Source organism: Bacillus sp. FJAT-29814, assembly GCF_001510715.1.
GTDB lineage: Bacteria > Bacillota > Bacilli > Bacillales > Cytobacillaceae > Neobacillus.
Genome location: NZ_LMTJ01000003.1, coordinates 45708 through 68863, shown reverse-complemented (window position 1 = coordinate 68863; position 23156 = coordinate 45708). Strand labels below are relative to the sequence as shown.

Genomic DNA, 23156 nt, shown 5'->3' with positions numbered 1-23156 from the left:
ATAGTGACCCGCACGCGAGTTTTTTCCTTGGCACGGGCACTATGAGCCTTTCATAATGAGCGGCACGCACTGCGCCTTTTGATATTAAGATTTTGCAATTTCAGGAACGGTGACAGGGGTACCTCGTACCCACCACGATTCAGGGAATGCAGTACCAATCCATGTATCGCCATTCCCCGGTACATCCTTCATTTCCCAAATCACCGGTTCCCAAGCAGGGTCCAAAATGAGATAACCGGCGTCTCCAAACAACTCTATCCGGTTTCCTCCCGGCTCATAGACATACATACAGAACGCTTGGCTGATTCCATGCTTGTTCGGCGGTACCTCTACGAAAATATCATTGTCTCTTAGTAAATCTGCTAATTCATATAAATTTTGCGGAATGCCATACCAATAGCAAAGATGATGGAGTTTTCCCTGCATTTTATTAGGTTCGGGCATGAAGGCGATTTCGTGGACAAGGTTGGAAACGCTGATCCAGCTTCCAACAACGTTGCCGTTATCCTGAATTTGTTCCCTTAATCGAAAACCAAGGGCATCCAGCATAAAATCAGTATTTTTTCCTGGGTCAGCGGTCATGAGGTTAATGTGATCCAAGCGGCGTACCGGTACACCTCGATCTGGCCGTTTCGTAACCCGGTTCAATAATTTCGTTTTTTCGTTTTCTTTGGCCTGGTAATATTCCACATCATAGAATAATTCCATTAAATGACCATCAGGCGTTGTAAATTGGTAAGCCTCTCCATGGCCAAGGTCTCCCTCAATCCATCCACGGCCAAGACCTGTTGCCTTTACTGCCTCAACCCGCCGCTGAAGGGCCTGAGGAGAAATGGTCCGCCAAGCGGCATGCCCGAGACCGGATTCCTTTGATTCCGTAACCTTTAAAGAATGATGATACGACTCCTCATACGCTCTCAAATAGACAGATTGACCGGAACGGGCTGTTACACTCATGCCAAGCAATCTCGTAAAAAAGTCTACTGTCTCCTCTGGTTTTGGAGAAAAAATCTCCACATGAGCCAACTGACCAACATCAAAAATTGGTTCTTTAATCGTTTTCATTGTTACTCCTCCTCTTAAAATGGATAATGGGAACAACCGGATGAAACCGTTTACATTAAGATGAAATATTTATGACTTTTCGGTTACTTTAATAGTAAAAGAGATTGGTATTGCTAAAAAGGCAATTGTCCCGTTATGATGGACAGATAATAAAAATTTTTTAAATATTTTGAATTAAAACTCCCCTACCATTCAAAAATCTCATAAAGTTGAATTAAACATGTGATCAAAGCAATAATATTGATAGATGTTTAGGTTTACACTACAATGGAAGGGAAATTGTCTGAATTCATTATAGTAAGGAGTTTAACATGAAGCCGAAAATATTGATCTTGTTCTTCGCATCCATTCTGCTATTATCTGCGTGCGGACAAAAAACACTCAGCGAGCCTGTTACATTATTAAATCAAGACCTAGATGAAGTAACATTTCCTCAGGAAAAACCGACGATATTCTTTTTTATTACGTCCTATACCTGAGGACTTTGTGCACAGCAACTGGTTCAGTTGCATGAAAATCTCGATAAGTTTGAAGACATGGATGTTCAAATGTACATTATTAGCAAGGATTTACCGGAAGAACAATACCAATTATATAAACAACTGGAAGAAAATTATGGTCGCAGTCTCACCTTTGTTTCTGATCCGAATTTTGAATTAATTGATTTTATGGGGATGAAAAATGGCGATGTCGCTTATAGGGGCTACGCTATGATGGACCAGGATGGCAAGGTTGTTTTTAATACGATCAACGACCATTGGGGAGAGCAGATTGATAAAACTACTGACGAACTGAAAAAAGAATATAATGACCTCTAATATTACGCAAGATTTTTGCCCTGAAGTTATGCTTTAGGGCACTTTTTTTAAACTTTTTCGCTTGGTTCATTTCTTTGTATTTTTTAAGAAAGAAGGTCTATTTATGCCATTTTATGTCATTGCCATTTTCGTTATTGTGATGGACCAGCTTTCTAAATATCTGATTCGGGCCTACATTGAGATCAATGAAACATTCACATTGTGGGGAATACAACTTACACATATCGAAAATAGTGGGATGGCGGGAGGTTTATTTCAAGGCTATGCACGCCTCTTTGGAGTTGTCGCTGTCGTATTTGTGATAGTTGTTTTCTATTTTCGTAGAACCGGAGAAATGAAGGGTGCTCTTATTGATAGTAGTTTTGGATTCCTGGTAGGAGGAGCAATTGGTAACGGCATTGATCGCCTTTTGTTTGGGCAAGTGACAGATTTTATCATTCGCTCTGGCGGAATTCTAAACTTGGCAGACCATGCTATCGAGATCGGAGGGGTATTACTTATTATTTTTGGAGTCGTCAGCTGGTTCAAAAATAAGCACTAGATTCTCTGGATGGAGTATTCTTTAGGGTGAACTCAAAACTACATATATCAAAATAGCAAAGTACCATTAGCTTGAACACCAATGGTACTTTAAATAGTTATTTGATTTCAGATAGTCATTCTGTTTCACCGACAACTCAATTTGTCCATTTATATTTAAACTTCCCGATAAATATTAATTTCTGTACTTTCCCTCATTTTTCTTAGTTCGGGAACAAATCTCCTGATATGGTCACTCTGATTGTGCTCATGAAGTGCATCTTCATTCTCCCATTCCTCAATTGTGGTAAGGATGGTTGAATCATTGATGTCTTGATGATAGGTGTACATGATGCAGCCTTTTTCTTTTCTCGTTTCTTGGACAACCTCTCTGGCCAGACTCAAATATTCTTCGATATTAGCATCAGGTTTAAGCTTTCCCTTACATACCACTCTTATCATTATGTTATCCCTCCTTCATTTTTAATCTCCACTCATTTCGACGATTGCCTGATTTTTTCTTGTAATTTTTCGTAGTAAAGATCCGCATTTACAGGGAAATCAACGCTTTGGTTCATCCATGAGGATAAATAAATAGCATTGGCAATTTCTACACTATGTAACCCATCTTCACCAGGGGCAAGCAGAGGTGTTCCTTGCACAATGGCATGGATCCAATTTTGAATAATTCCTACATGTCCTGGATTATCACCATCCACTGGTACATCGATTCTATTGTATTCCGGTTTCCCAAAACCGCCTTTATACGTGGCGTTAAATTCTCGTTCTGATTGTGCCAGTTGGTAAAAAGTTAGGGCATTATTTTCTACTACCACTTTTCCGCGGTGACCGGCGATTTCAAAGCGATTGGTTCCAGGAGCTTCCCCGGTTGAAGCGATAAATACCCCTGTCGCCCCATTTCCATACTCAACATAGGCAGTCACATCATCTTCCACTTCAATATCATGATATTTGCCATAGTGACAGAATGCATGAACACGCTTTATTTCAAGACCGGTTATCCATTGCCACAAGTCCAGTTGGTGCGGAGCTTGGTTTAACAAAACGCCGCCACCCTCCCCTTTCCAGGTCGCTCTCCAGCTGCTTAAATCGTAATAGCTTTGGGACCGGTACCAATCTGTGATGACCCAATTGGTCCGTTTTATTTCCCCCAGTTCCCCCGCATGAATCAGTTCCCGTAATGTTTGATAGAGCGGGTTTGTCCGTTGATTTAACATAATCGAAAATACCTTGCCGCTCTCTTTGGCCGCCTCATTCATTTCGATGACATGCTTACTATAGACCCCTGCCGGTTTTTCAACGAGAACATGGATCCCGTTGGCGAATGCCTTTATGGCTAATTCAGGATGACTAAAATGCGGTGTCGCAATAATCACCGCTTCAATTCCTGATTCTTGAAAAAATGCATCTTCATCTTGGTAATATTGGACATCGCCTGTCACTTGTTCTTTCATATCAGCAAGCTGCTGATTTCGACCGCAAACAGCCGTTAACACGGCACCCTCTATCAGGCCCTTATCCAACTGAAGCGCATAGGTCCTGCCCATATGACCGATTCCAATTACACCGACTTTTATGTTTCTCATCATATTACCTCGCCATTGATCATACTTTTTATCCCAATAGTTCGTTCGATAGGAACTGCTTGGAGACCCTAATCTGGTACTAATGGAACACTTCTACTCATATTCTTAAAAAAAGAATACCATAAAAAGGAGTGGAAAGTTAGGTGATAAGAGTTAAAGTTCGTTTGCGGCCCATCGTTAGCAAGATCAATTTACCCACGGTTTTGAAAACAGCGATCCTCCCGGGTGACTCTGTTGAAAGATTATTTATTGCCACCCAAGTGGGCGAGATTTTTTACATAGACAATGGAGTGAGCAGGTCTTTTTTAGATATTCGCCCGCGAATCATTAAACTAGGTGCTTCGGACGGCGGTTATGATGAACGGGGCTTGCTGGGGCTGGCGTTTCATCCGCAATTTACTTATAATGGACTATTTTATCTTCATTATTCAGTAGCCGGATCACAAGGTCCTGGTGCTCTGACTGCTTCTTTTGAGCCCAACCCGTGTGATCCAAACACCTTAAACCTAAGATGGACAAATCGAGAAGCGCAATTTGATCATATTGATACAGTGGAAGAGTGGATTTTGCAAAATAATGGCCAGCCGCAAAAACGACGGACATTGCTTAACTTAAGAAGACCATTTATGAATCATAATGGTGTCAATAGCTTAAACTTTTCACCCGAAACGGGAAAACTTGTGTTAACAACCGGTGATGGCGGATCAGCATTTGATCCATTTAATTTAAGCCAGGATAATCTGGAAATCGCCGGTAAGATCATCGAAGTTGATGTGGTTAAGAATACATTTATCTCCAATCCACCTATCGTCACCCGTTTTAATGAACTCCCCCTTCCCATTCAGGAAACGCTTACGGTCATAGCCAAAGGGGTCCGCAATATACCAGGCATTTCCTATCAAAGATTCTATAACCAGTATGTCAAATATGCAGGACAAGTCGGTCAGGAATTAGTAGAGTCAATTTTTTCATTTGTTCATTATAAACCTATACCGGTTACACAGCTTGTCCGCGCTTCTTTAAGGACTATCGAACCCGTCGAGGAAGGGTTGATTAACTTGGGCTGGCGCGGATGGGAAGGCGCCTTTCCTACTCAGATTATCAGGCCTTGCCCTGAAAACCAAACTTTGGATGCGAAAACGATTGCCTATTACAATGAAGCAGTGGTAACCGGACCGATGCGTATACCGCCTCTAACCAGTTATTTTCACCAAGATCCTCGCCCCGATAAGTTTGCCGGAACAGCACTTACTGGTGTGCAGCCCTATATTGGCACACGAATCCCCGCGTTAACGGGGAGCGTTGTGTTTACGGATATTGCGCGAAGAGGAGAATCGGGTTCTCCGACTAGAGGGGTATTAGCTTATTCCAGGGTAAGAGCGGATGGCAGACCCAATGATTTTACCGTAATTGAACCTGATTATCCTTTTGGATCACAATCGGCTTATTATGTCAGCTTGGGAACAAATCGGGGGCAGACCAGACTGTATTTAGGAGTTTATGGTTCGATGACCGTAACGAATTTTAACCAAGGCACTGTTTTTGAAATTGTTCCGTGATTCATAAAATTCATCTGCATGCAAAACATAAATGAGAATCATTTGAACAGAATATAGCTTTGGAGGTGATAAACATGGGTGAAAACACAAAGATTTACCAGAACGTACAATTAGGCGGACAAAAGTCTAATGAAAAAGGAGAAGGCGATTCTAACCATAAGCGTTATGACTTTCCGGATAAAGAAGAACTCAAGAAAAGAAAATAGGAATGGTAAACCAGTTTGTACTAGTATTTCTATAGAGTAATTTTTCTGCTGGAATAAGTTGTTCGGATTCCTTGTTTTAAAGGATTTTCGAGCAACTTTTTTAATTTTTCAGGAATTCTAAACGATTATCCCATAAGACTTGCCTTATCTCTATTTATTTCATTATAATGGTAGTACAGGAAAATTTTTAATTTTCCAAAAATCCTTTTCATTCACTTCAACTATCTTTGGAATAATTCTACAATTTCTATTACTTCATCTATGACCTTCATTATTTTGAAAACCTTTTCCATCAGCATCATGGTCTACTTAAAGCATACCGTAAATTTTTCATCCTAATTTTTCAAAACTTATTTCTTTCAATTTGGATTCATAATTTATTATAATGATTATATAATAATTATTATAATAACTAAATGATAATTATTATAATTATAATATCTTAGTTTTTTAAACTAGGATACATAATTATATACTATTAATTTTACATAGGAGGAGAGAAGAAAAATTATGGATACTAAAAACAATGGCAACATCGAAGGATGCCCGTTTCATGGCGGTGCGACTAGCGTAAAATCTAGCGGTACTACAAATCGGGACTGGTGGCCCAACGCGTTAAACTTGAATATTCTCCGGCAGCATGATAAAAAGTCCAACCCGATGGGAGAAGACTTTGACTACGCGGAGGAATTCAAAAAGTTAGACTACACAGCTCTTAAGCAGGATCTGCGCGATCTTATGACAACCAGCCAAGAATGGTGGCCTGCTGACTATGGCCATTATGGACCTTTCTTTATCCGTATGTCCTGGCATGCTGCTGGTACCTACCGTGTGGGTGACGGACGTGGCGGCGGCGGAACAGGCAACCAACGTTTTGCACCGCTTAACAGCTGGCCTGACAATGCCAGCCTTGATAAAGCCAGACGACTACTTTGGCCAGTTAAGCAAAAATACGGCAACAAAATTTCTTGGGCTGACTTGCTTGTTATGGCAGGCAATGTGGCGATTGAAGACATGGGCGGTCCAACCATAGGTTTTGGAGCAGGACGTGCAGACATTTGGCATCCGGAAGAAGATATCTATTGGGGAACTGAAACGGAATGGCTAGGCGATAAGCGTTACACCGGCGACCGTGAGCTTGAGAATCCGCTGGCTGCCGTACAAATGGGGCTTATCTATGTCAATCCAGAAGGCCCGAACGGGAAGCCAGATCCGATTGCGTCGGCCCGCGACATTCGTGAAACCTTTGCCCGTATGGGAATGAACGACGAAGAAACCGTAGCTCTTATTGCAGGTGGCCATACATTCGGTAAGGCACACGGTGCAGGAGATGCCTCTCATGTCGGCCGGGAGCCAGAGGCTGCCCCTATCGAAGCAATGGGCTTGGGCTGGCAAAATTCATATGGCAAAGGTAAAGGCCGCGACACCATCACTAGTGGCATTGAAGGTGCCTGGACTGCCAACCCGACACAATGGGATAATGGTTATTTTGAGCTATTGTTTGGCTATGAATGGTGGCTGACAAAGAGTCCTGCCGGTGCATGGCAATGGCTGATTGTCGACCCTGCTGAGGAGCATCTAGCACCAGACGTAGAAGATCCATCAATTAAAGTACCAACGATGATGACCACGGCAGATATGGCATTGCGACATGATCCAGAATACGAGAAGATTGGTCGTCGTTTCTATGAGAATCCGAAAGAATTTGCAGAGGTATTTGCCCGTGCCTGGTTCAAATTACTGCACCGTGACATGGGTCCAAAAGCAAGATACCTCGGTCCAGAAGTTCCTGAAGAAGATTTCATCTGGCAGGATCCTGTACCAGCCGGTAATTATGATTTAACAGTCGCTGATGTAGCGGAACTTAAGGCTAAAATCTTAGACTCAGGCCTTACTGTCAGCAAGCTAGTAACAACTGCTTGGGCTTCTGCAAGTACCTACCGTGGCTCCGATCATCGCGGCGGTGCCAATGGTGCCCGCATCCGCCTTGCTCCACAGAAGGATTGGGCAGTAAATCAACCGGAACAACTGGCTCAAGTGCTTCAAGTGCTAGAAGGCATTCAAAATGAATTTGAAAAAGAAGTTAGCTTGGCCGATTTAATTGTTCTTGGCGGTTGCGCCGCAATTGAAAAAGCTGCCAAAGATGCAGGCTTTGATGTTACCGTTCCTTTTGCCCCTGGACGCGGCGATGCGACCCAAGAGCAAACAGACGCAGAAAGCTTTGATGTGCTAGAGCCTGTCGCTGATGGTTTCCGCAACTACCAAAAGCAACAGTATAGCGTTAGTCCGGAAGAACTGCTAATTGACAAGGCTCAGCTATTAAATCTAACTGCACCAGAAATGACGGTTCTTATTGGCGGAATGCGTGTTCTCGGTACCAACTATGGCGGTACAACACACGGTGTATTCACGGAACGTCTAGACCAGCTCACGAACGACTTCTTTGTGAACCTGCTTGACATGGGCGTGGCGTGGAAGCCTGCAGGAGAAAATGTCTATGAAGGACTCGACCGTAAAACGGGTGAAGTCGTGCGTACTGCGACGAGAGTCGACCTCGTGTTCGGTTCAAACTCGGTTCTTCGTGCGATTGCCGAAGTTTATGCACAGGATGATAACAAAGAAAAGTTTGTGCGTGACTTTGTCGCCGCCTGGACCAAGGTCATGAACGCTGATCGCTTTGATCTTAAAACTGCTGACGTGAAGAAAGCTCAACTAGCCGGTAAATAAATATGTAAAAAGAACCGCCGTCGTGTGACGGCGGTTCTTTTTTTATTCTCAATGATCTTTAAGATATTTAGTTAGAACGTTCTGCTAACCAGTTGCCAATCGTAGGATACGTTATTTTATTGGCCTGACTGCCAAAGGTAATGGAAGTATGGCCAACCGGTAAATTCTTGTATTGTTTATCCTGGCTAGAGATCGCGTCCATTAATGCTTCGACCATATGCGGCTGGGCAATTATGTCGTTTTCTCCTGCTAGATTAAGAACATTGGCTTTGATATTCTTCAAGTCTACTTTTTGGCCGCGTACAACAAGCTCCCCTTTAATCAGCTTGTTTTTCTGGTAGAAATCCCTGATCCACTGACGATATGCTTCACCTGGGAATGGAATGCCATCGTTTAACCATTTTTGAAGAAGCTTAAAACTTTTTACGAACTTTTCATTGTCCGCCCGATCCACAAGACTGACATAAGGCCCATAGAAGCTTGCCATCGGTTTGATTAGTTTGTTGCCAAAGTCAATCATTGTAGGAGGAACAACCCCAAGGGTGTCTACTACTTTATCAAGATCAAAAAATTTCTCGTTTAGCATGGCGCCGTAAGTACCTGAATTCTCAAAATTAAACGGAGTTGTCATAAATACAAGATTTCGAATCGGCAATTCAGGATGCAATGCCGCAAAAATAGACGTCATTGTACCGCCCATGCAATACCCAAGAATGGACACTTCTTCAACATTAGACTTTCTCATTACTTTTTTAACAGCCCGCGGAATGTAATCCATAATGAAATCATCGAGTTTCATATTCCGGTCTTCATATCCAGGGGTGCCCCAATCAAGAAGGTAAACATCAAATCCCTGATTAACCAAATATTCTATCAAGCTGCCGCCTTTTGTTAAATCCAGGATATATGGTTTATTAATGAGCGCGTACACCATCAGCAATGGAATCTTGTGTTTTTTAGGCTGGTCGGATATGTAACGATAAAGTTTCGTTTTATTTCTCGTCCAAACGATTTCCTTTGGTGTCGGAGCTACTTCTGGTTCGGCATCGGTGGTTAGCACTTGGGTAGCCCGATATACACGGTTAAATAATTGCTTTAATTCTTTTGGGTATAGATCGGTGTATTTTTCCCAATCATTGGTCATAGGAACACTAATGACTACTCACTCCTTATCAGTTTTAACGTTATACAAACAATATTAATAATTTACATCTACATGAAAATTACATATATAGGGCGCGAGTAAACTCATATTGTCGACCCGTTATGTAAGTCCCGGCTTTATATAAAAAGCACGACACCTCTTGTTTCCTTTTGTCTATTTTGATCCTTCCGACGCCTTTAACAATGCAAGAATTTGATTCACTTTATTTTCAAGACTCTTTATATCCTTTTTGATGGAAACCATTTCCTCCTGGAGGCTGGCAGCATGAGGTTGATTTGCGCTGCTTTCTTCCAACAATTCTTCTAAGCTATCAACTTTCGCATCCACATTGACAATCATGGAAGAAAGACTGGCCAAATCGTTACGTGATGGAATGTTAACTAATTCCAGGTATTTTTCCGTAGTTTCATCGATCATTTTTTTGAACATTAAATTCATTTCCATGACTTGAGCAATTCCTTGTGATGGGAAATTCTGCGTGATCCTTTCATCAAACATACTTGTAGACTTTGAATAGAAATCCTTCCAGATATCAAAAAGATTGGTTTCCATGCTCATTGTTCTTCTCCCCTATTCGTAAAAATTTAACATTCTTATCATACTAATTACTGGAAAATAAATGAAGGAAAAACATTCGAAATTATCAGAACAAATTATTGCTTTTTTTGACAAACTTTACACATTTTTTAATTCCATCAGGATATCTATTCGTACATTTCAATTTACGTAATTAGGCTATTTTTAATATATAAAAATAAAAATACCGCAAATATCGTAGTCCTATTTTAAAAAATCATAGTACATGGGATGTTTGAATTGTTCTTTATTTAAGATATTTAACATCTTATTGCAATATATTAAAATATAGTTACCGGAAAAGTATCTATAGGATTAGCGATTTACATTTTGATGAAAGGATTTGTGTACGCGCAAATAGATTTTTGTCGAAAAGTATTTGTTGAAAAATGTTCTCCTGGGAAAGAAAGGGTTTTCACTATGAATAACCGCCGTCAAACTAACGGTGGTTATTTTTTTACCTTTCAGATAATCATTACTCCACTACACCATGTCCAATCAATTTAACATCTGCTGAAACTTCAAATTTCGCATTTTTATATTCTTCATTCCACTTTTTGTAATCAAAATTTCGTGTCCTTGTTTTTGCGAAGTGACCAAAGCCGACCGGGTCAATGTTTTTTCTTTGAAAATCCTCAACCAACATTTTGCATTCCTTTGAGATTTGTTGTGCTAATTTGTTCTCAATTTCTCGAATCTCGCCTTTCTCAAGGATCCTTTCCTGATGCTCGGTAAGATCTCCCTTTAATTTAATCTTAATCGAGAATGTATAGGGATTCCTTCCTTTCAGTCTTATGTTTTTCTTTAACCCCATACTTTTGACAGTAGATTCTCCATGAGCCTCCTTCACTTTCACTACCCCCAATGTGTGATGGTCTACAAGGAGCTTGAAATAATACATTTTATTCTCATGGAGAATGTCAACGAGCTTTTCATCTTTAAAAAGGGCTAATCCAGATATCGTCACTAAATTACGACTACTCTTTTTAAGCATTGGTAAATAGGGATCCATCCCTTTTTGGTAAAACGCAGCCAGAAATCGATGAAGATTGGTTAAAGGCAAATTTTGTTGCTCCATATTATGTTCTAGTAACTGTGTCAGGTATTGGGCGTTCCCGCGATCACCATATTTTCCTTTAAAAATATCTATAGCTTGCCCATCTACTACAGCCAATTGAACCCTTGCACCCACACTTGGATCCCGCAAAAAGACGTCTAGAGTTTTAATAAGTCCCTCACGCGCGACATCCTCTCCAAAAAGAGCGATATCAAGACTTCCGCTGACAATTGGCTGTGATGCTTTTTTCTGCATTTCAGATACCAAATCCCGGATCACTTTTCCTTTGGCCTTAAATGTAAAATTCCCGAATGACTTGTCTGGCTTAAACACGGGAATCATGACACTCCCAAGGAACTGTTTCTCACTTTTATCAATTCCGATGCCAGTGGCAATATTTACATCATCAATTACCTTTTTTTCCACGCATCCAGGCAGAATTGTCATACACAACAGTAACGTTACAATAAAGCAGGATTTTTTCACTTCGCTTTCACCTTCTTTTTAATCAGCAGTAAAAAATAAAGAAGAGGAGTGTAAATATAAGCTAAGGAAAACCCAACAATTGCCGTATAGTTAAACAGGAAGTTCAGTCTTTCACGAGTAGGAATGAGTACCACCATCACCAGACATACCAAAGCAATAAAAATAACCGATTTTTTTTGATTAATATGAAAAATACGTTTGGTCACTCTGCTTGCTACCCATAAGGAAAGGGCTATACTTGGGAGCATAATCAAGGTCCAATTGGCAATTCCCAAATACTCAAACCTCTCAATTATTGGAAGCCGGACAATTTTCCACATTTCCAATGTTGCCCATATTGATTTTTCAAGCAAACCCAGCGGAAAATAGGCAAAAGTTATGACAGCTAAGGCCGTGTAAATGAAAGTGGTTGACAAAAGCCCGATATGAACAAATTTCTTTGATTGTTTTGGTTTCTTAATAAAAGGGTAAAAAAATAATAAAACGTCATATCCCAGGTAACTGAGTGACATGTGGTAGCCGCCTTTTACTAGTTCAATAAAGGAATGGTCCATAATCGGCAACAAATTGGTAAAATCCCCATACTGTAAGGCAAAACCAAAAGAAAAAAGTAAATAAAAAGGTATTACCATTCCGAAAAACGAGATTCCTGCTACGGTCCGAAAGCCGCCAAAGACAATATAGATTCCTAAAAGTAAGTAGATAGCTGCGAACCAAAACGGGCTCAGACTTTGAAACATCCAAGTGCGTATAATTTCATAAAGGCCGCCAAGTGTCCCTGCACACGTAACCGTATAATAAAAGATAAAAAAGGTATTTATGCTGTTGCCGATTATTTTTCCGAATAAGTAAACATTGGCATCCAGTATATCCCCATTTACAGTCTCACAAATCTTATACATCATCCACACGATGATGTGGATGGTCAATCCCGCCCCAATAACCGAAATCCAGGCATCTGTGCCAGCATCTGTGGCAATAATGCGCTGGAAACCTAGGACTCCTATTCCAATCTGCATAGAAACAATGACATACGCGGCCATAAATGGTGATATTTGGAGTCTCTCCTGGATGGATCCCTGCATCATTGCTTCTCTTCCTTCCTTTATTCATCAATGTCCTTCTTTTTATGGGCCTTTTCCTTGCTAAACCGGATGGGGTCATTGGTCCTTAGATACTGCGGACGTTTCGCCTGATTTTTAAAAGGCAGCCGGAATAAGGCATCTTTAAAATCTCTCAATCTTAGAGGGAATATTGGCTCCATAAATGGAAGGCCTAATGAAGTAAGCCGCAGCAGATGTGTAAGCAAAAAACAAAAAGCAATCGTAATCCCGACTAATCCCCATAATTCGGCCATGATCAGAAACGGAAATCGCAAAATCCTGATGGTATTACTCATTTGATAGACTGGAGTGGTAAAGGAAGCGAGTGCAGCTAGCGCGATTAAAATTAATAGAACATTACTTGTAAGCCCCGCTTCCACTGATGCTGTTCCCAAAACAATACCGCCCACGATACCAATTGTCTGGCCGACCTTAGTTGGCAGCCTTGCCCCTGCTTCCCGTAGAAGTTCAATCGTTACTTCCAAAAACAAGACCTCAAGTATGGGGGGGAAAGGGACAACACGCCTTGAGGTAACTAACGTAATTAGTAAGTCTTTTGGAATCATTTGATAGTGGTAAGTCACCACTGCAACATAAAGAGGTGTAACCATGATCGAGAAGATAACCGAAAATAAACGGATTAATCGAATAAAGGTTGCAAGAATCCAGTTTAGAAAATAATCTTCGAAAGAGTTAAAGAACTCCGTCAAAGAGGTTGGCCCGATTAAAGCATGGGGTGAGCCATCAACCAGTATAACCACTTTCCCCTCAACCAGGCTGGATGACACACGGTCAGGCCTTTCTGTATCGAGCAGCTGCGGAAAAGGAGAGTTCCCATTATCGGAAATCATCTGAGTAAAATAGGAACTGTCAGCGATTTCATCCTTATCAAGATCGCTAATCCGTTGCTTGACAGTATTGATTATTTCCTTATTTGTAACCCCTTCGATAGACAGGACACACACCTTGGTTAACGATAATTTTCCAACTATAAATTCTTCTATGATGAGTTTCTTAATTGGTAAACGCTTGCGAATCATATTTATGTTCTGGTCAATGGGTTCTACAAAGGCTTCTTTCGGACCTACAACACTAAATTCAATCTCGGGTGCTGAAACCGACCGGACAATTTGTTTCGGTGAGGAGATGAAGGCAAACTCCTTTTCCCCCTCTAAGGAAAGCATGACAGCACCTTTCAGCAGCTTTTCAGGGATATCTTTAAAGCTGCTTGATAATTCTACATCTGCTAAAGGAAGAAGCTTTTTAACATCGTCTATCTGATGAAACTCGCCCTCGAGTAAAGGCGGTACAGCATTATTATCCATCACCTTTTCTTCGACAAGTGTAGATAAGTAGGTAAGCGTAAATTTTTTGCCTGACTTTTGATTAAAATAATAGCTCTTTTGATAATCCTTTGATTTAGTAAGCTCCTTTTCCCAGTCTTCGGTTTGATCCTTGCGATGCTCACATTTTTCCAGGCTGCTTTGCTGGTCTTTTTGGTTATCGAGTGTGTATTTCAACTTACGAATGTGTTTTTTTGATTTGAAAAAATTAGCCATATTAGCACCATTTGGAAAGTTTTTCTTTATCTTTTCCGAAATAGGGTAGAATATCCTTTTTCCATTAAAAAAAGCCAAAAATATGCAAAATGAATAAAGCATATTTTTGGCTTATTTATATTTTAGGTGACGGAAACTAAGACTTAACCGCTGTTGCGCTGCCGCGGATGATTAGTTTTGTATGAATGGTCACTTTTTTACATATTTCTCGTTTGGATGCGATTCTTTCAAAGAGAAGATCAACGGCGGTTTCCCCCATTATTTCGGTATAAAGTTTGACCGTTGTTAACGGCGGGACCATGTATTGAGCCGATGATACATCGTTAAACCCGACGATGCTCAGGTCATCCGGAATTTTCACGCCCAATTCATAGGCTGCTTTATAACACCCGACTGCAATCGAATCGTTTGCAACAAACAAGGCTGTAGGTTTTTCGTCCCCGCTTAGCATTTCCTTTAGGATTAAGTATCCATCCTTTGGATTATACCCGCCGATTTTGACAAACTCCTCTTTGAAAATGCCCTTTTCCTTTAAATAGGACTCAAAAACATCCTGGCGCAAATCTTTGAATCGGTTTCCGTACATATCGGTTTCAACCCCGCCGATGAAACCAATGTTTTGATGGCCTAATTCCATTAAATAATTGAGTGCATTTTTGGTAGCGGAATTGAAATCAATAACGACAGAATCAAAATAGTTCTCATCAGGGTTTGCATCGACAAACACGGACAGCTTAGCAAAACTCTTGATAAACTCAATATCTGCCTTCTTAAACGTTCCAAGACAGATAATGCCGTCCAGCTTCGAAACACTTCTCTTTGTATCGTCCTTGTTGATTCTATATAACTCCATCCCCATATTCTCAAGCTTCTTTTCCAAAGCGACCCGAATGGACAAGTAGTATGTGTCAATCAATTCCTCTTCCAACGAATAGGAGTAGTACAGGCCGATGAGCCCCTTCTTTTTTGGTTTCTTCTTTTTCGGGGTAAAGTCATAATTTAATTCCTCTGCCGCCTCAAAAATTCGCTTTCTCGTCTCCGGTGTAACATTCAATGTTTCATCATAATTTAACACTCTTGACACTGTCGCGATTGAAACCTGTGCTATATCAGCTATATCTTTAATCGTTGCCATTGTGCATACCTACTTAACTCTAATTTAAATTCTTATTATTTCATCCAATCAACATGTGGATTTGAAATAATATCGTTTACGAAACTGGTTCCTCAATCGTTTCTTTTTTGAAAAAGTTTAGCTTCGTTTCGGAAATGATAATAGCGCAAAGAATCAGGAGTGCTCCAATGATCATTTTCAAGGTAATAACCTCGCTTAACAGGATAATGGAGAATACCATACCCCATAAGGCTTCGGTCGATAAAATGATGGCTGCATTTGTTTCGGTTGTAAATTTTTGCGCAAACGTCTGCAGCAAAAACGCAATCGTTGTCGAGAAAACACCCAAATAGATCACATTGGAAACCCCTTCGACATTCATCGAAAAGCTTGTTTCCCCTTTGAAAAAGACGACAATCATTCCTAAAATCGCTGCGACCGCCATTTGAACAATAGTCAAAAGAACCGGATCTTCGTCTTTTACAAACTGTGCAGTGTAGAAAATATGGAATGCAAATCCCACCGCACACAACAAGGTAAGCAGGTCCCCGAAATTCACTTCAGCCGTAAGCTTTAACGAGATGACACCGACACCTGTAATCGCCAGAATCGCTCCAAAAAGCTCAAACTTATCCATTTTTCGCTTATAAATAAAAAATGCAATAAACGGAACAATCACCACATTTACCGCAGTGAGAAAGGCATTTTTTGATGGTGTTGTATACTGTAATCCTACGGTTTGCAGGGCAAATGCCAAGTATAAAAATATTCCGATAATGGAGCCCTTTATAATCGTGCTTTTCTTCATCAGTTTAAATTTCTTAAAAAATACAGCACTTAACAGCAGTACCCCTATCAAAAACCGGATCGCTAAAATCTGGTATGGCGTATAATGCTCCAGTGAAACCGCACTGGCCACAAATCCGCTTCCCCAAATGACCGCTACAATCGTAAGACTTATTTCCCCAATGTATTTACGCATTTCATCATCCTCTATTTCTTCTCTACTAGTTCGAGAAAGACACTCGATGTCCACGTAAAGGAGGTATCGACGAGTCCCTTGCCGGAGAATGGGTCAAAATTCTCTGCCATACCGCCTGCTAGCGTAAGATTTATAAACTTATCGCGAATTCTCTCTCCCATTTCACTGTAGCCAAAACTTGTCAAAGAATCAACAAAAAGATAAGTAACCGGCGCCCAAATCGGACCGAGCCAGTAGCCATTTTCTTTGTAAAACGGACTTGATGGCATTTCGGTTGCCAAACCATATGGGGTTTCAAAGTTTTCCGCCAGATCAGTAACAAGCTGATCCATGACAGCTTTATCCAAACGATATCCAATTAAAACAGGCAATCGCAAGATCAAACTAGAACGGATGTTAATCTTTTCGGCATTCCTTCCAACCCGTCCAAAGAATCCATTCTCATCATGAAGCCGCTCCATCAGCAACGCAAATAGAGCATCCGCCTTTTCCGTAAATCGCTTCCCTTCTGCCTCTTCTCCAAGCATCTCGGCAAACCGAGACAGACAATCATACGTTCTGATTAAAAAGCTGGCCAAATCGGGGGCTTCGACCGGCATTCCTTGATGGAACAATGAAGCATTATCCCAGCCTGAATCATTTCCATGCTTGTAATGCGGAAGTCTTCCTTCATAGGTTCTATATGAATGATAATATTCGACCACTTTCTTTGTAGACTGGTAAATCTCCCGCAGCCGATGTTCATCTTTAAAATAGTCGTTCCGCTCCATCAGCTTTTCATATACATACGTAAAAATCGGCGGTTTAATGCAGTTATAAGATACAAATTTATCATTGACAAAATCAGGATATGTTCCGGATTCGTCCTGGGTATCGAGAAAGATTTTTAACTGAGAATAAGCAAGCTCCGGATACTTTTCACCTAAATGCAGCGCATTAAAACAGTTATCCCATGACCAAATATTGTACATCCAAAGCTTAGACATATACATCGCATAATCTTTAAGGTGGCCATGAGGGTGAACCACACTTGACCATGTAATATAGGCAGCACGGTCAATTGAAGACTGATAAAACTCGCTGGACTTCGCAACGTTTTCTTTCCATTCATGATAAAGCTGTTCAACCTTTTCCTTCCCTGCTTCAAAGCTTGCATATGGCTTTTGTTTATAGACAGTACGATAGCTTTCAATGACAAAATGGCCATTTTTCATCCGGATGTCAATAAAATCATTTCCGATCACATTCCAAGGCGCCTCAACCTTTATCTCGCCCGACAGCCTGCTGATCATCAGCTTTAATTCCTTCGGATAAATGTGGTATTCGTACATCCCGTCCTCATATTCATGTAAAGTATCGTACTTCACTTTACTCGCCTGCAAACGAACCTCCACTCCGCTTGTATGAATATGAAGTTCATCCTCCTCAGGAATAATGATTTCCGCATATTTCTCTTCGTTGTCGATTAACTGGAAGCGCAAAGAAGTTTCCGTTGCGAAAATCTCAAACGCCTTTTCAACGCCTTCCTGTAACAAATTCAATTTAAACAACTTTGATGGGGCGTCATCCCCGCCGTGAACGTCGCGGATATAAATTTCCTCAGAATCCTTCTCCTGTGACACACAAAAATACGAACCAAATCTGGAAAAAGGAATTTCTCTAATATCAAGTTTCATATTTTTTTCTCCTTTGAAATCATAAGCAGGGTTTCCCCTGCTTACTGTTAGCGTGCCGTAAAAAATTTGCTTTCTTCCACCAAGTTGTCCTTAGCGATTTTTCTCATTTCAAATTGAAGATGGAAATCCTCGACTCCAACCCGATATGGAGGCAGCTGTTCTTCGCCGCAGCTATTGCTTCCCACGCCGCTTTGCTTGTAATCAATCGTCAGCACATTGTAAGGTGACTTTTTGATGTTGCCACGGTGCTTCGCTTCTTCAAGTGCACTACTTTCATAATCATGGATGGTGAAATCATAATCCTCTTTAAAATTGACTAAGAACATGTCTTCACCGTTTGCTACTGCTAGGAAAGAAGTGTCACAGCGTGAACCGTTTTCCTGAGGGTACACGTAATCCGTATGCATGTCTGCAACAGTCTTACTGTATAACCCAATGTGTTGACTGCGTTTTGTGTCTTGGTACGATTCAGAATCGCCTCGTCCATACCAGGTTACCTGGTTATAATCTTGGTTAAGATTTAGTGTGACACCAATTCGCGGCAGCATTTCCGGAATATCAGTGCCTCGGAGAACCCTCTTTCCATTAAGGTTAATGTTTAGGGCACCATCTTTCGTAATCCGGTAATTATAAGTCAGATTGAAGCCCCACGCCTGGTTTACCGTTGATAGATATTTGGTGATTTCAATATCGATATAATCTTCAGCCACCTCATAGGCAACAATTCCAAGCTGTTCTTTTGTATTCTTCAAGAAGTACTTATTGACCCAGTCATCCTTTTTATACATATCGTTGTCGATGATGGCTCGCCAAAGGGTGACCTCAGGGCCTTTATCGATCATTTTTTCTCCTTCCACTGCGAACGATTCCAGTGTTCCAAATACCTTTGAAAAAACAGCCTTGAACTTGTTGTTTTCAATTGTAAGCTGAGCTGCTTCATTCGCGATGCTAAATTCGGAGCCGACCGTGATGACAGCTTTTTACTGTCTTCTCCACTTTAGTTGAAGCAAGCAAGAAGCTTTCCTTTGTAATCTCATGACCTTTTTCTGCATAGAGCGTACCTTCCGCTTCCTGATAGCTTAGATAGATCCGAACATTGTCATATTTAATTGCTTTCGCCAGATCTACCGGTAAAACAATCTCCACTTCTTTCTGCGCATCGATGCTTGGTAATATAATTGTTTTTTCTTCGATAAGTGTATCATAGGATTTTACAGAAATATGAAGCATGATACCACTCAGATTCCTAAAATCGTACAGGTTCTTCACAAGAACCTTGCCTTCTTTTAAATTAACCTCTTCTGTGACAATCGGCTCAATTACCTTTTTATACTCTAGGAGTCCAGGTGATGGTGTTTTATCAGGGTAAACAAGTCCGTCAATACAGAAGTTTCCGTTTGTCGGGAAGTCACCGAAGTCACCGCCATATAGATAGATGGTTTCACCCTTTTCATTGGTAGGTTCAATCCCGTGATCGCACCACTCCCAAATGAAGCCGCCTTGCAATCTAGGATACTTTCGCATGATCTGTTGGTATTCGGTCAATCCGCCGGGCCCATTCCCCATAGCGTGGCCATATTCACATAGAATATGAGGCTTCCTGCCTTCCGCATTCATTCCGATTTCTTCAAGCGGCTTCACTCGCGTATACATTGTGGTGTAGACGTCGCTGTAGGCGGCAACTCTATCACCCTCGTAATGTACCAGTCTAGTGGAGTCGATCGCCTTTATTGCATTGTACATCGCCGTAAAGTTGCGGCCCGCACCTGATTCATTTCCGAGTGACCACATAATGACACTTGGGTGGTTGCGATCTCGTTTTACCATGCGGACAGCGCGGTCAACATATTGTTTTTCCCAAAGCTCATTATCGGAAATCCAATTGTAATTGCCAGTATTTTCAAAGCCATGGCACTCCAAATCCGCCTCATCAATCACATATAAACCGTACTCGTCACATAAATCATAGAACACATCATTATTTGGATAGTGGGCGGTACGAACTGCATTAATGTTGTGCAGCTTCATCATTTTTACATCCTTGACCATATCCTCATAGCTAACCGTGCGGCCAGTCTTTGGATTGGCATCATGCCTGTTCACGCCGTTAAAGAAAATGCGTTTTCCGTTAACGCGAATTTCGTTATCCATGATTTCAATACAGCGGAAGCCAATTCTAAGCGGCACGATCTCCGTTTCGCCTGTTGGCAATTCATATTGGAACTGGAGTGTATAAAGATTCGGCTCCTCGGCATTCCACAATAGCGGATTTTCAACTAATCTGTTAGATTTGAACATACCATCGACCACATCAATGGCAAATTCATCAACCTTTTCATTTCTATATTGAAGCGTCGCTTTAAGATTTTTTACATTATGAGTAAAAAAAGCTCCGCCAATTTTCAAGGTGAAATGTTGGTAGTTTTCATCAGGCACTGTTTCAACATAAACGTCCTGCATTGTGTCCTTGTTGATGGTAAATAACTCAACGCTTCGAAAAATTCCAGAGAGCCACCACATATCCTGGTCCTCTAAATAGGTACCGTCGGAAAATTGATAGACTCTTACTGTCAGGCGATTGCTTCCTTTTTTCAAAAACTCTGTAATGTCAAATTCAGAAGGCAATCTTGAAACCTTGCTGAAGCCGGCATGCTGCCCATTTACATATAAGTCAAAAGCTGAATCGACACCATTAAATTTTAAAATCAGCGCTTCATGCTCTGATAGTTCGTCGATGACGAGCTCTCTAAAATAGATCCCGGTTGGATTTTCCTGCGGTACAAATGGCGGGTTGATGGCGAAAGGATACAACACATCGGTATAATGCATGTGGCCGTAGCCTTTCATTTGCCAGCTGGACGGCACCTCGATATCATCCAGCCTCTCAATCGGAAAATTCTCTGTTTCGAAGCCCTTTGGCGAAAGCTCCGGTGCCTCGACAAATAGAAATTTCCAAACTCCATCTAGCAAACGGTATCCGATGCTAGTTTCTCTATTAAAAGTAGTGGCATTCTCGCTATTACTATAGCGATAAAAATCTGTATGGGCGGGAAGTCTATTGATCCCGGTCAGTTGGATATTTTCCCATCTTTTCATTTCACGTAGCATATTATCTTCCTCCGAACGATCGTAGTTGAAATTCGAGCATTGTTGCTGAATTACTTGATTGCACCACTAGTTCCTTCGACAATATACTTCTGTGCGAACAAGAAAACTAATACAGGCGGAACAATCATGATTAATGTAATCGACATAATCGGTAATATTTGCAGGGTGTGAACTCCCTTAAACGCGGCAAGGCCCAATGCCAATGTATATTTTGATTGGTCCTGAAGGTAAATTAATGGACCAAGGTAGTCGTTCCAAACCAATAAAATATTTAATACCGCAATTAAGATAAGCGGCGCCTTCATGATGGGAAGGAAAATTTTATAGAAAATCTGGAATTCATTCGCACCATCAATTCTCGCAGCATTTTCAAGATCCTTTGGAATATTCATCAGGAACTGTCTTAGCAAAAAGATATAATAGGCAGACCCAAAAAATGCTGGAACTATTAACGGCTTTAAGGTATTAATCCAGCCAAACAAATTAAATTGCATGTATAAAGGGATCATCGTCACGTCCCATGGGATCATCATCGTTGCCAGCAATAGCATGAACAAGAAATTTTTATATTTAAAATCGTATCTCGCAAACCCATAGGCAACTAGAGAACATGAAATCAGTTGTCCTAGCGTCGTCATTACCGTAACAATCACCGAGTTCATAAAATACGTTCCAAATGGCTGGCTGTTCCAGGCATCCATAAAGTTGCCCCATTGTGGAACATCCGGAAAAATCTTAGGCGGAAAGCTGAATACCTCGGCTTCTGTTTTTAAAGCAGAAAGGATGACCCAAACAAACGGCAATAAGAAATAAAGTGAAAATAACCCAAGAAGGATGTATATGATTGTTTTGTGCTTCTTTGACATCTTCATTTTTTCTTCTTCCCTTCTTTTTTCACTTCATTTTCGTAAAACACCCACGTGGATGATGATTTAAAGATTAACATGGTTAAAACTAAAATAATGATAAACATGAACCATGCGTTTGCACTTGCATATCCTAAGTGATGGTGCTTAAACGCGTTATTAAATACATATAGACCGTAGAAATAAGTTGACTTCAAGGGACCTCCGCCGGTTAGCAGGAGAACCAAAGTCAACTGCTGTAAGGCTGCAATCACAGATGTTATGACGTTGAAAAGAATCGTTGGCGTGATCACAGGGATAGTGATGCTGATGAATTGCCTTAGCGGGCTTGCACCATCAATCGCAGCCGCTTCATATAATTCAGCGGGAATTCCTTTAATATCGGTGTAGAATATGAGCATCATCGTTCCTACTCCCCAGGCACTTGCGATGACGATTGTGACAATAGCCCACTTTGGATCAATCAGCCACCTTGGCCCTTCTACCCCAATCAAGGATAAAACATAGTTTAAAATTCCGTATTCAGAGTTGAAAATCCAGCCCCAAATAATTGAAATCGCCACACCGGAAACAACGGCCGGCAAATAGAAAATCGTACGAAAGAATTTCATTCCTTTAACAGGCTGCGTAATAAGCAGGGCAAGAACTAAGGCGATAACTAAATTTAACGGAACAAAAATAGCGGCAAATTTTAAGGTGATGCCTAGGGATTTATAAAATTGCGGATCGTTACTAAACATATTTTTATAGTTGTCAATCCCAATAAAGGTCGGGGCACTTGTAATGGGCCAATCAAAAAAGCTCATGACTAGAGAAAAAGCCAATGGTCCCAAGGTAAACACCAAGAACCCAATGATCCACGGTAATATAAATAAATAGGGTACCTTCCTACTTACCAGCTGATAGCTATTCGCTTTCGATTTACTAAACATAAGATGACCCCTTAAATTTCAGAATAAATGT

At 40.9% G+C, this 23156-nt stretch carries 20 protein-coding genes and 1 pseudogene; 6 read left to right on the top strand and 15 right to left on the bottom strand.

What is annotated here, in order from left to right; translation table 11 throughout:
• Positions 1–84: 84 nt before the first annotated feature.
• Positions 85–1065, bottom strand: coding sequence for a catechol 2,3-dioxygenase (locus AR334_RS08165; RefSeq protein ID WP_156431219.1), 981 nt, complete (start codon positions 1063–1065; stop codon positions 85–87).
• Between the two features lie 311 nt (positions 1066–1376).
• On the opposite strand from AR334_RS08165, the gene AR334_RS29870 reads away from it, so the two are divergent.
• The 3 genes and pseudogenes from AR334_RS29870 (at position 1377) to lspA (ending at position 2424) form a co-directional block, all read left to right on the top strand.
• On the top strand, positions 1377–1544 hold the full coding sequence (locus AR334_RS29870; protein ID WP_172799183.1) for a lipoprotein: 168 nt from the start codon (positions 1377–1379) through the stop codon (positions 1542–1544).
• A gap of 15 nt (positions 1545–1559) precedes the next feature.
• Positions 1560–1883: pseudogene (locus AR334_RS08160) on the top strand (redoxin domain-containing protein); the annotation flags it as partial.
• Between the two features lie 103 nt (positions 1884–1986).
• Entirely contained in the window at positions 1987–2424 is a 438-nt protein-coding gene (gene lspA / locus AR334_RS08155; RefSeq protein ID WP_066307910.1) for a signal peptidase II, read from the top strand.
• Positions 2425–2579: 155 nt separating this feature from the next.
• Here the strand turns inward: lspA and AR334_RS08150 are convergent, their stop codons facing one another.
• Together AR334_RS08150 and AR334_RS08145 are read right to left on the bottom strand one after the other, a co-directional pair.
• Positions 2580–2864 carry a putative quinol monooxygenase gene (locus AR334_RS08150; protein WP_066307903.1) on the bottom strand — a complete coding sequence of 95 codons (285 nt, stop codon included), beginning with the start codon at positions 2862–2864 and terminating at the stop codon, positions 2580–2582.
• 32 nt (positions 2865–2896) lie between these two features.
• Positions 2897–4012, bottom strand: coding sequence for a Gfo/Idh/MocA family protein (locus AR334_RS08145; RefSeq protein WP_367576355.1), 1116 nt, complete (start codon positions 4010–4012; stop codon positions 2897–2899).
• A gap of 140 nt (positions 4013–4152) precedes the next feature.
• On the opposite strand from AR334_RS08145, the gene AR334_RS08140 reads away from it, so the two are divergent.
• The 3 genes from AR334_RS08140 to katG all read left to right on the top strand — a co-directional run bounded on the left by AR334_RS08140 (position 4153) and on the right by katG (position 8501).
• Positions 4153–5568, top strand: coding sequence for a sorbosone dehydrogenase family protein (locus AR334_RS08140; RefSeq protein ID WP_066307891.1), 1416 nt, complete (start codon positions 4153–4155; stop codon positions 5566–5568).
• A gap of 74 nt (positions 5569–5642) precedes the next feature.
• Entirely contained in the window at positions 5643–5774 is a 132-nt protein-coding gene (locus AR334_RS30595; protein ID WP_285858407.1) for a hypothetical protein, read from the top strand.
• A gap of 510 nt (positions 5775–6284) precedes the next feature.
• A complete protein-coding gene (gene katG, locus AR334_RS08135; RefSeq protein WP_066307885.1) occupies positions 6285–8501 on the top strand; it encodes a catalase/peroxidase HPI in 2217 nt (738 codons plus the stop codon).
• A 67-nt stretch (positions 8502–8568) separates the two neighbouring features.
• Here katG and phaC read toward each other — a convergent pair whose 3' ends face one another.
• From phaC to AR334_RS08080, 12 genes are all read right to left on the bottom strand, one after another.
• Complete coding sequence (phaC, locus tag AR334_RS08130) at positions 8569–9645, bottom strand: class III poly(R)-hydroxyalkanoic acid synthase subunit PhaC (protein ID WP_066307880.1); 1077 nt, start codon at positions 9643–9645, stop codon at positions 8569–8571.
• Positions 9646–9819: 174 nt separating this feature from the next.
• Positions 9820–10224, bottom strand: a complete 405-nt coding sequence (locus AR334_RS08125) for a hypothetical protein (RefSeq protein ID WP_066307872.1) — start codon at positions 10222–10224, stop codon at positions 9820–9822.
• 493 nt (positions 10225–10717) lie between these two features.
• Complete coding sequence (locus tag AR334_RS08120) at positions 10718–11785, bottom strand: Ger(x)C family spore germination protein (protein WP_066307869.1); 1068 nt, start codon at positions 11783–11785, stop codon at positions 10718–10720.
• The gene (locus tag AR334_RS08115) at positions 11782–12873 is read right to left on the bottom strand and encodes a GerAB/ArcD/ProY family transporter (RefSeq protein WP_066307866.1); all 1092 of its coding nucleotides are present in this window, start codon (positions 12871–12873) and stop codon (positions 11782–11784) included. The genes AR334_RS08120 and AR334_RS08115 overlap by 4 nt, the downstream gene beginning before the upstream one ends.
• A 17-nt stretch (positions 12874–12890) precedes the next feature.
• Positions 12891–14447 carry a spore germination protein gene (locus AR334_RS08110; RefSeq protein ID WP_082692879.1) on the bottom strand — a complete coding sequence of 519 codons (1557 nt, stop codon included), beginning with the start codon at positions 14445–14447 and terminating at the stop codon, positions 12891–12893.
• 136 nt (positions 14448–14583) lie between these two features.
• Positions 14584–15582, bottom strand: a complete 999-nt coding sequence (locus AR334_RS08105; RefSeq protein ID WP_066307862.1) for a LacI family DNA-binding transcriptional regulator — start codon at positions 15580–15582, stop codon at positions 14584–14586.
• Between the two features lie 76 nt (positions 15583–15658).
• Positions 15659–16543, bottom strand: a complete 885-nt coding sequence (locus AR334_RS08100) for a DMT family transporter (RefSeq protein WP_066307859.1) — start codon at positions 16541–16543, stop codon at positions 15659–15661.
• 11 nt (positions 16544–16554) lie between these two features.
• Entirely contained in the window at positions 16555–18219 is a 1665-nt protein-coding gene (locus tag AR334_RS08095; RefSeq protein WP_066307857.1) for an amylo-alpha-1,6-glucosidase, read from the bottom strand.
• Positions 18220–18266: 47 nt separating this feature from the next.
• On the bottom strand, positions 18267–19076 hold the full coding sequence (locus tag AR334_RS30310; protein WP_253701221.1) for a beta-galactosidase small subunit: 810 nt from the start codon (positions 19074–19076) through the stop codon (positions 18267–18269).
• A 91-nt stretch (positions 19077–19167) separates the two neighbouring features.
• Positions 19168–21327, bottom strand: a complete 2160-nt coding sequence (locus AR334_RS08090) for a glycoside hydrolase family 2 TIM barrel-domain containing protein (protein WP_253701220.1) — start codon at positions 21325–21327, stop codon at positions 19168–19170.
• Between the two features lie 50 nt (positions 21328–21377).
• Positions 21378–22199 carry a carbohydrate ABC transporter permease gene (locus tag AR334_RS08085; RefSeq protein WP_066307854.1) on the bottom strand — a complete coding sequence of 274 codons (822 nt, stop codon included), beginning with the start codon at positions 22197–22199 and terminating at the stop codon, positions 21378–21380.
• Positions 22196–23125: a carbohydrate ABC transporter permease gene (locus tag AR334_RS08080; RefSeq protein WP_066307847.1), complete on the bottom strand. Its 930-nt coding sequence runs from the start codon at positions 23123–23125 to the stop codon at positions 22196–22198. The genes AR334_RS08085 and AR334_RS08080 overlap by 4 nt, the downstream gene beginning before the upstream one ends.
• Positions 23126–23156 lie beyond the last annotated feature (31 nt).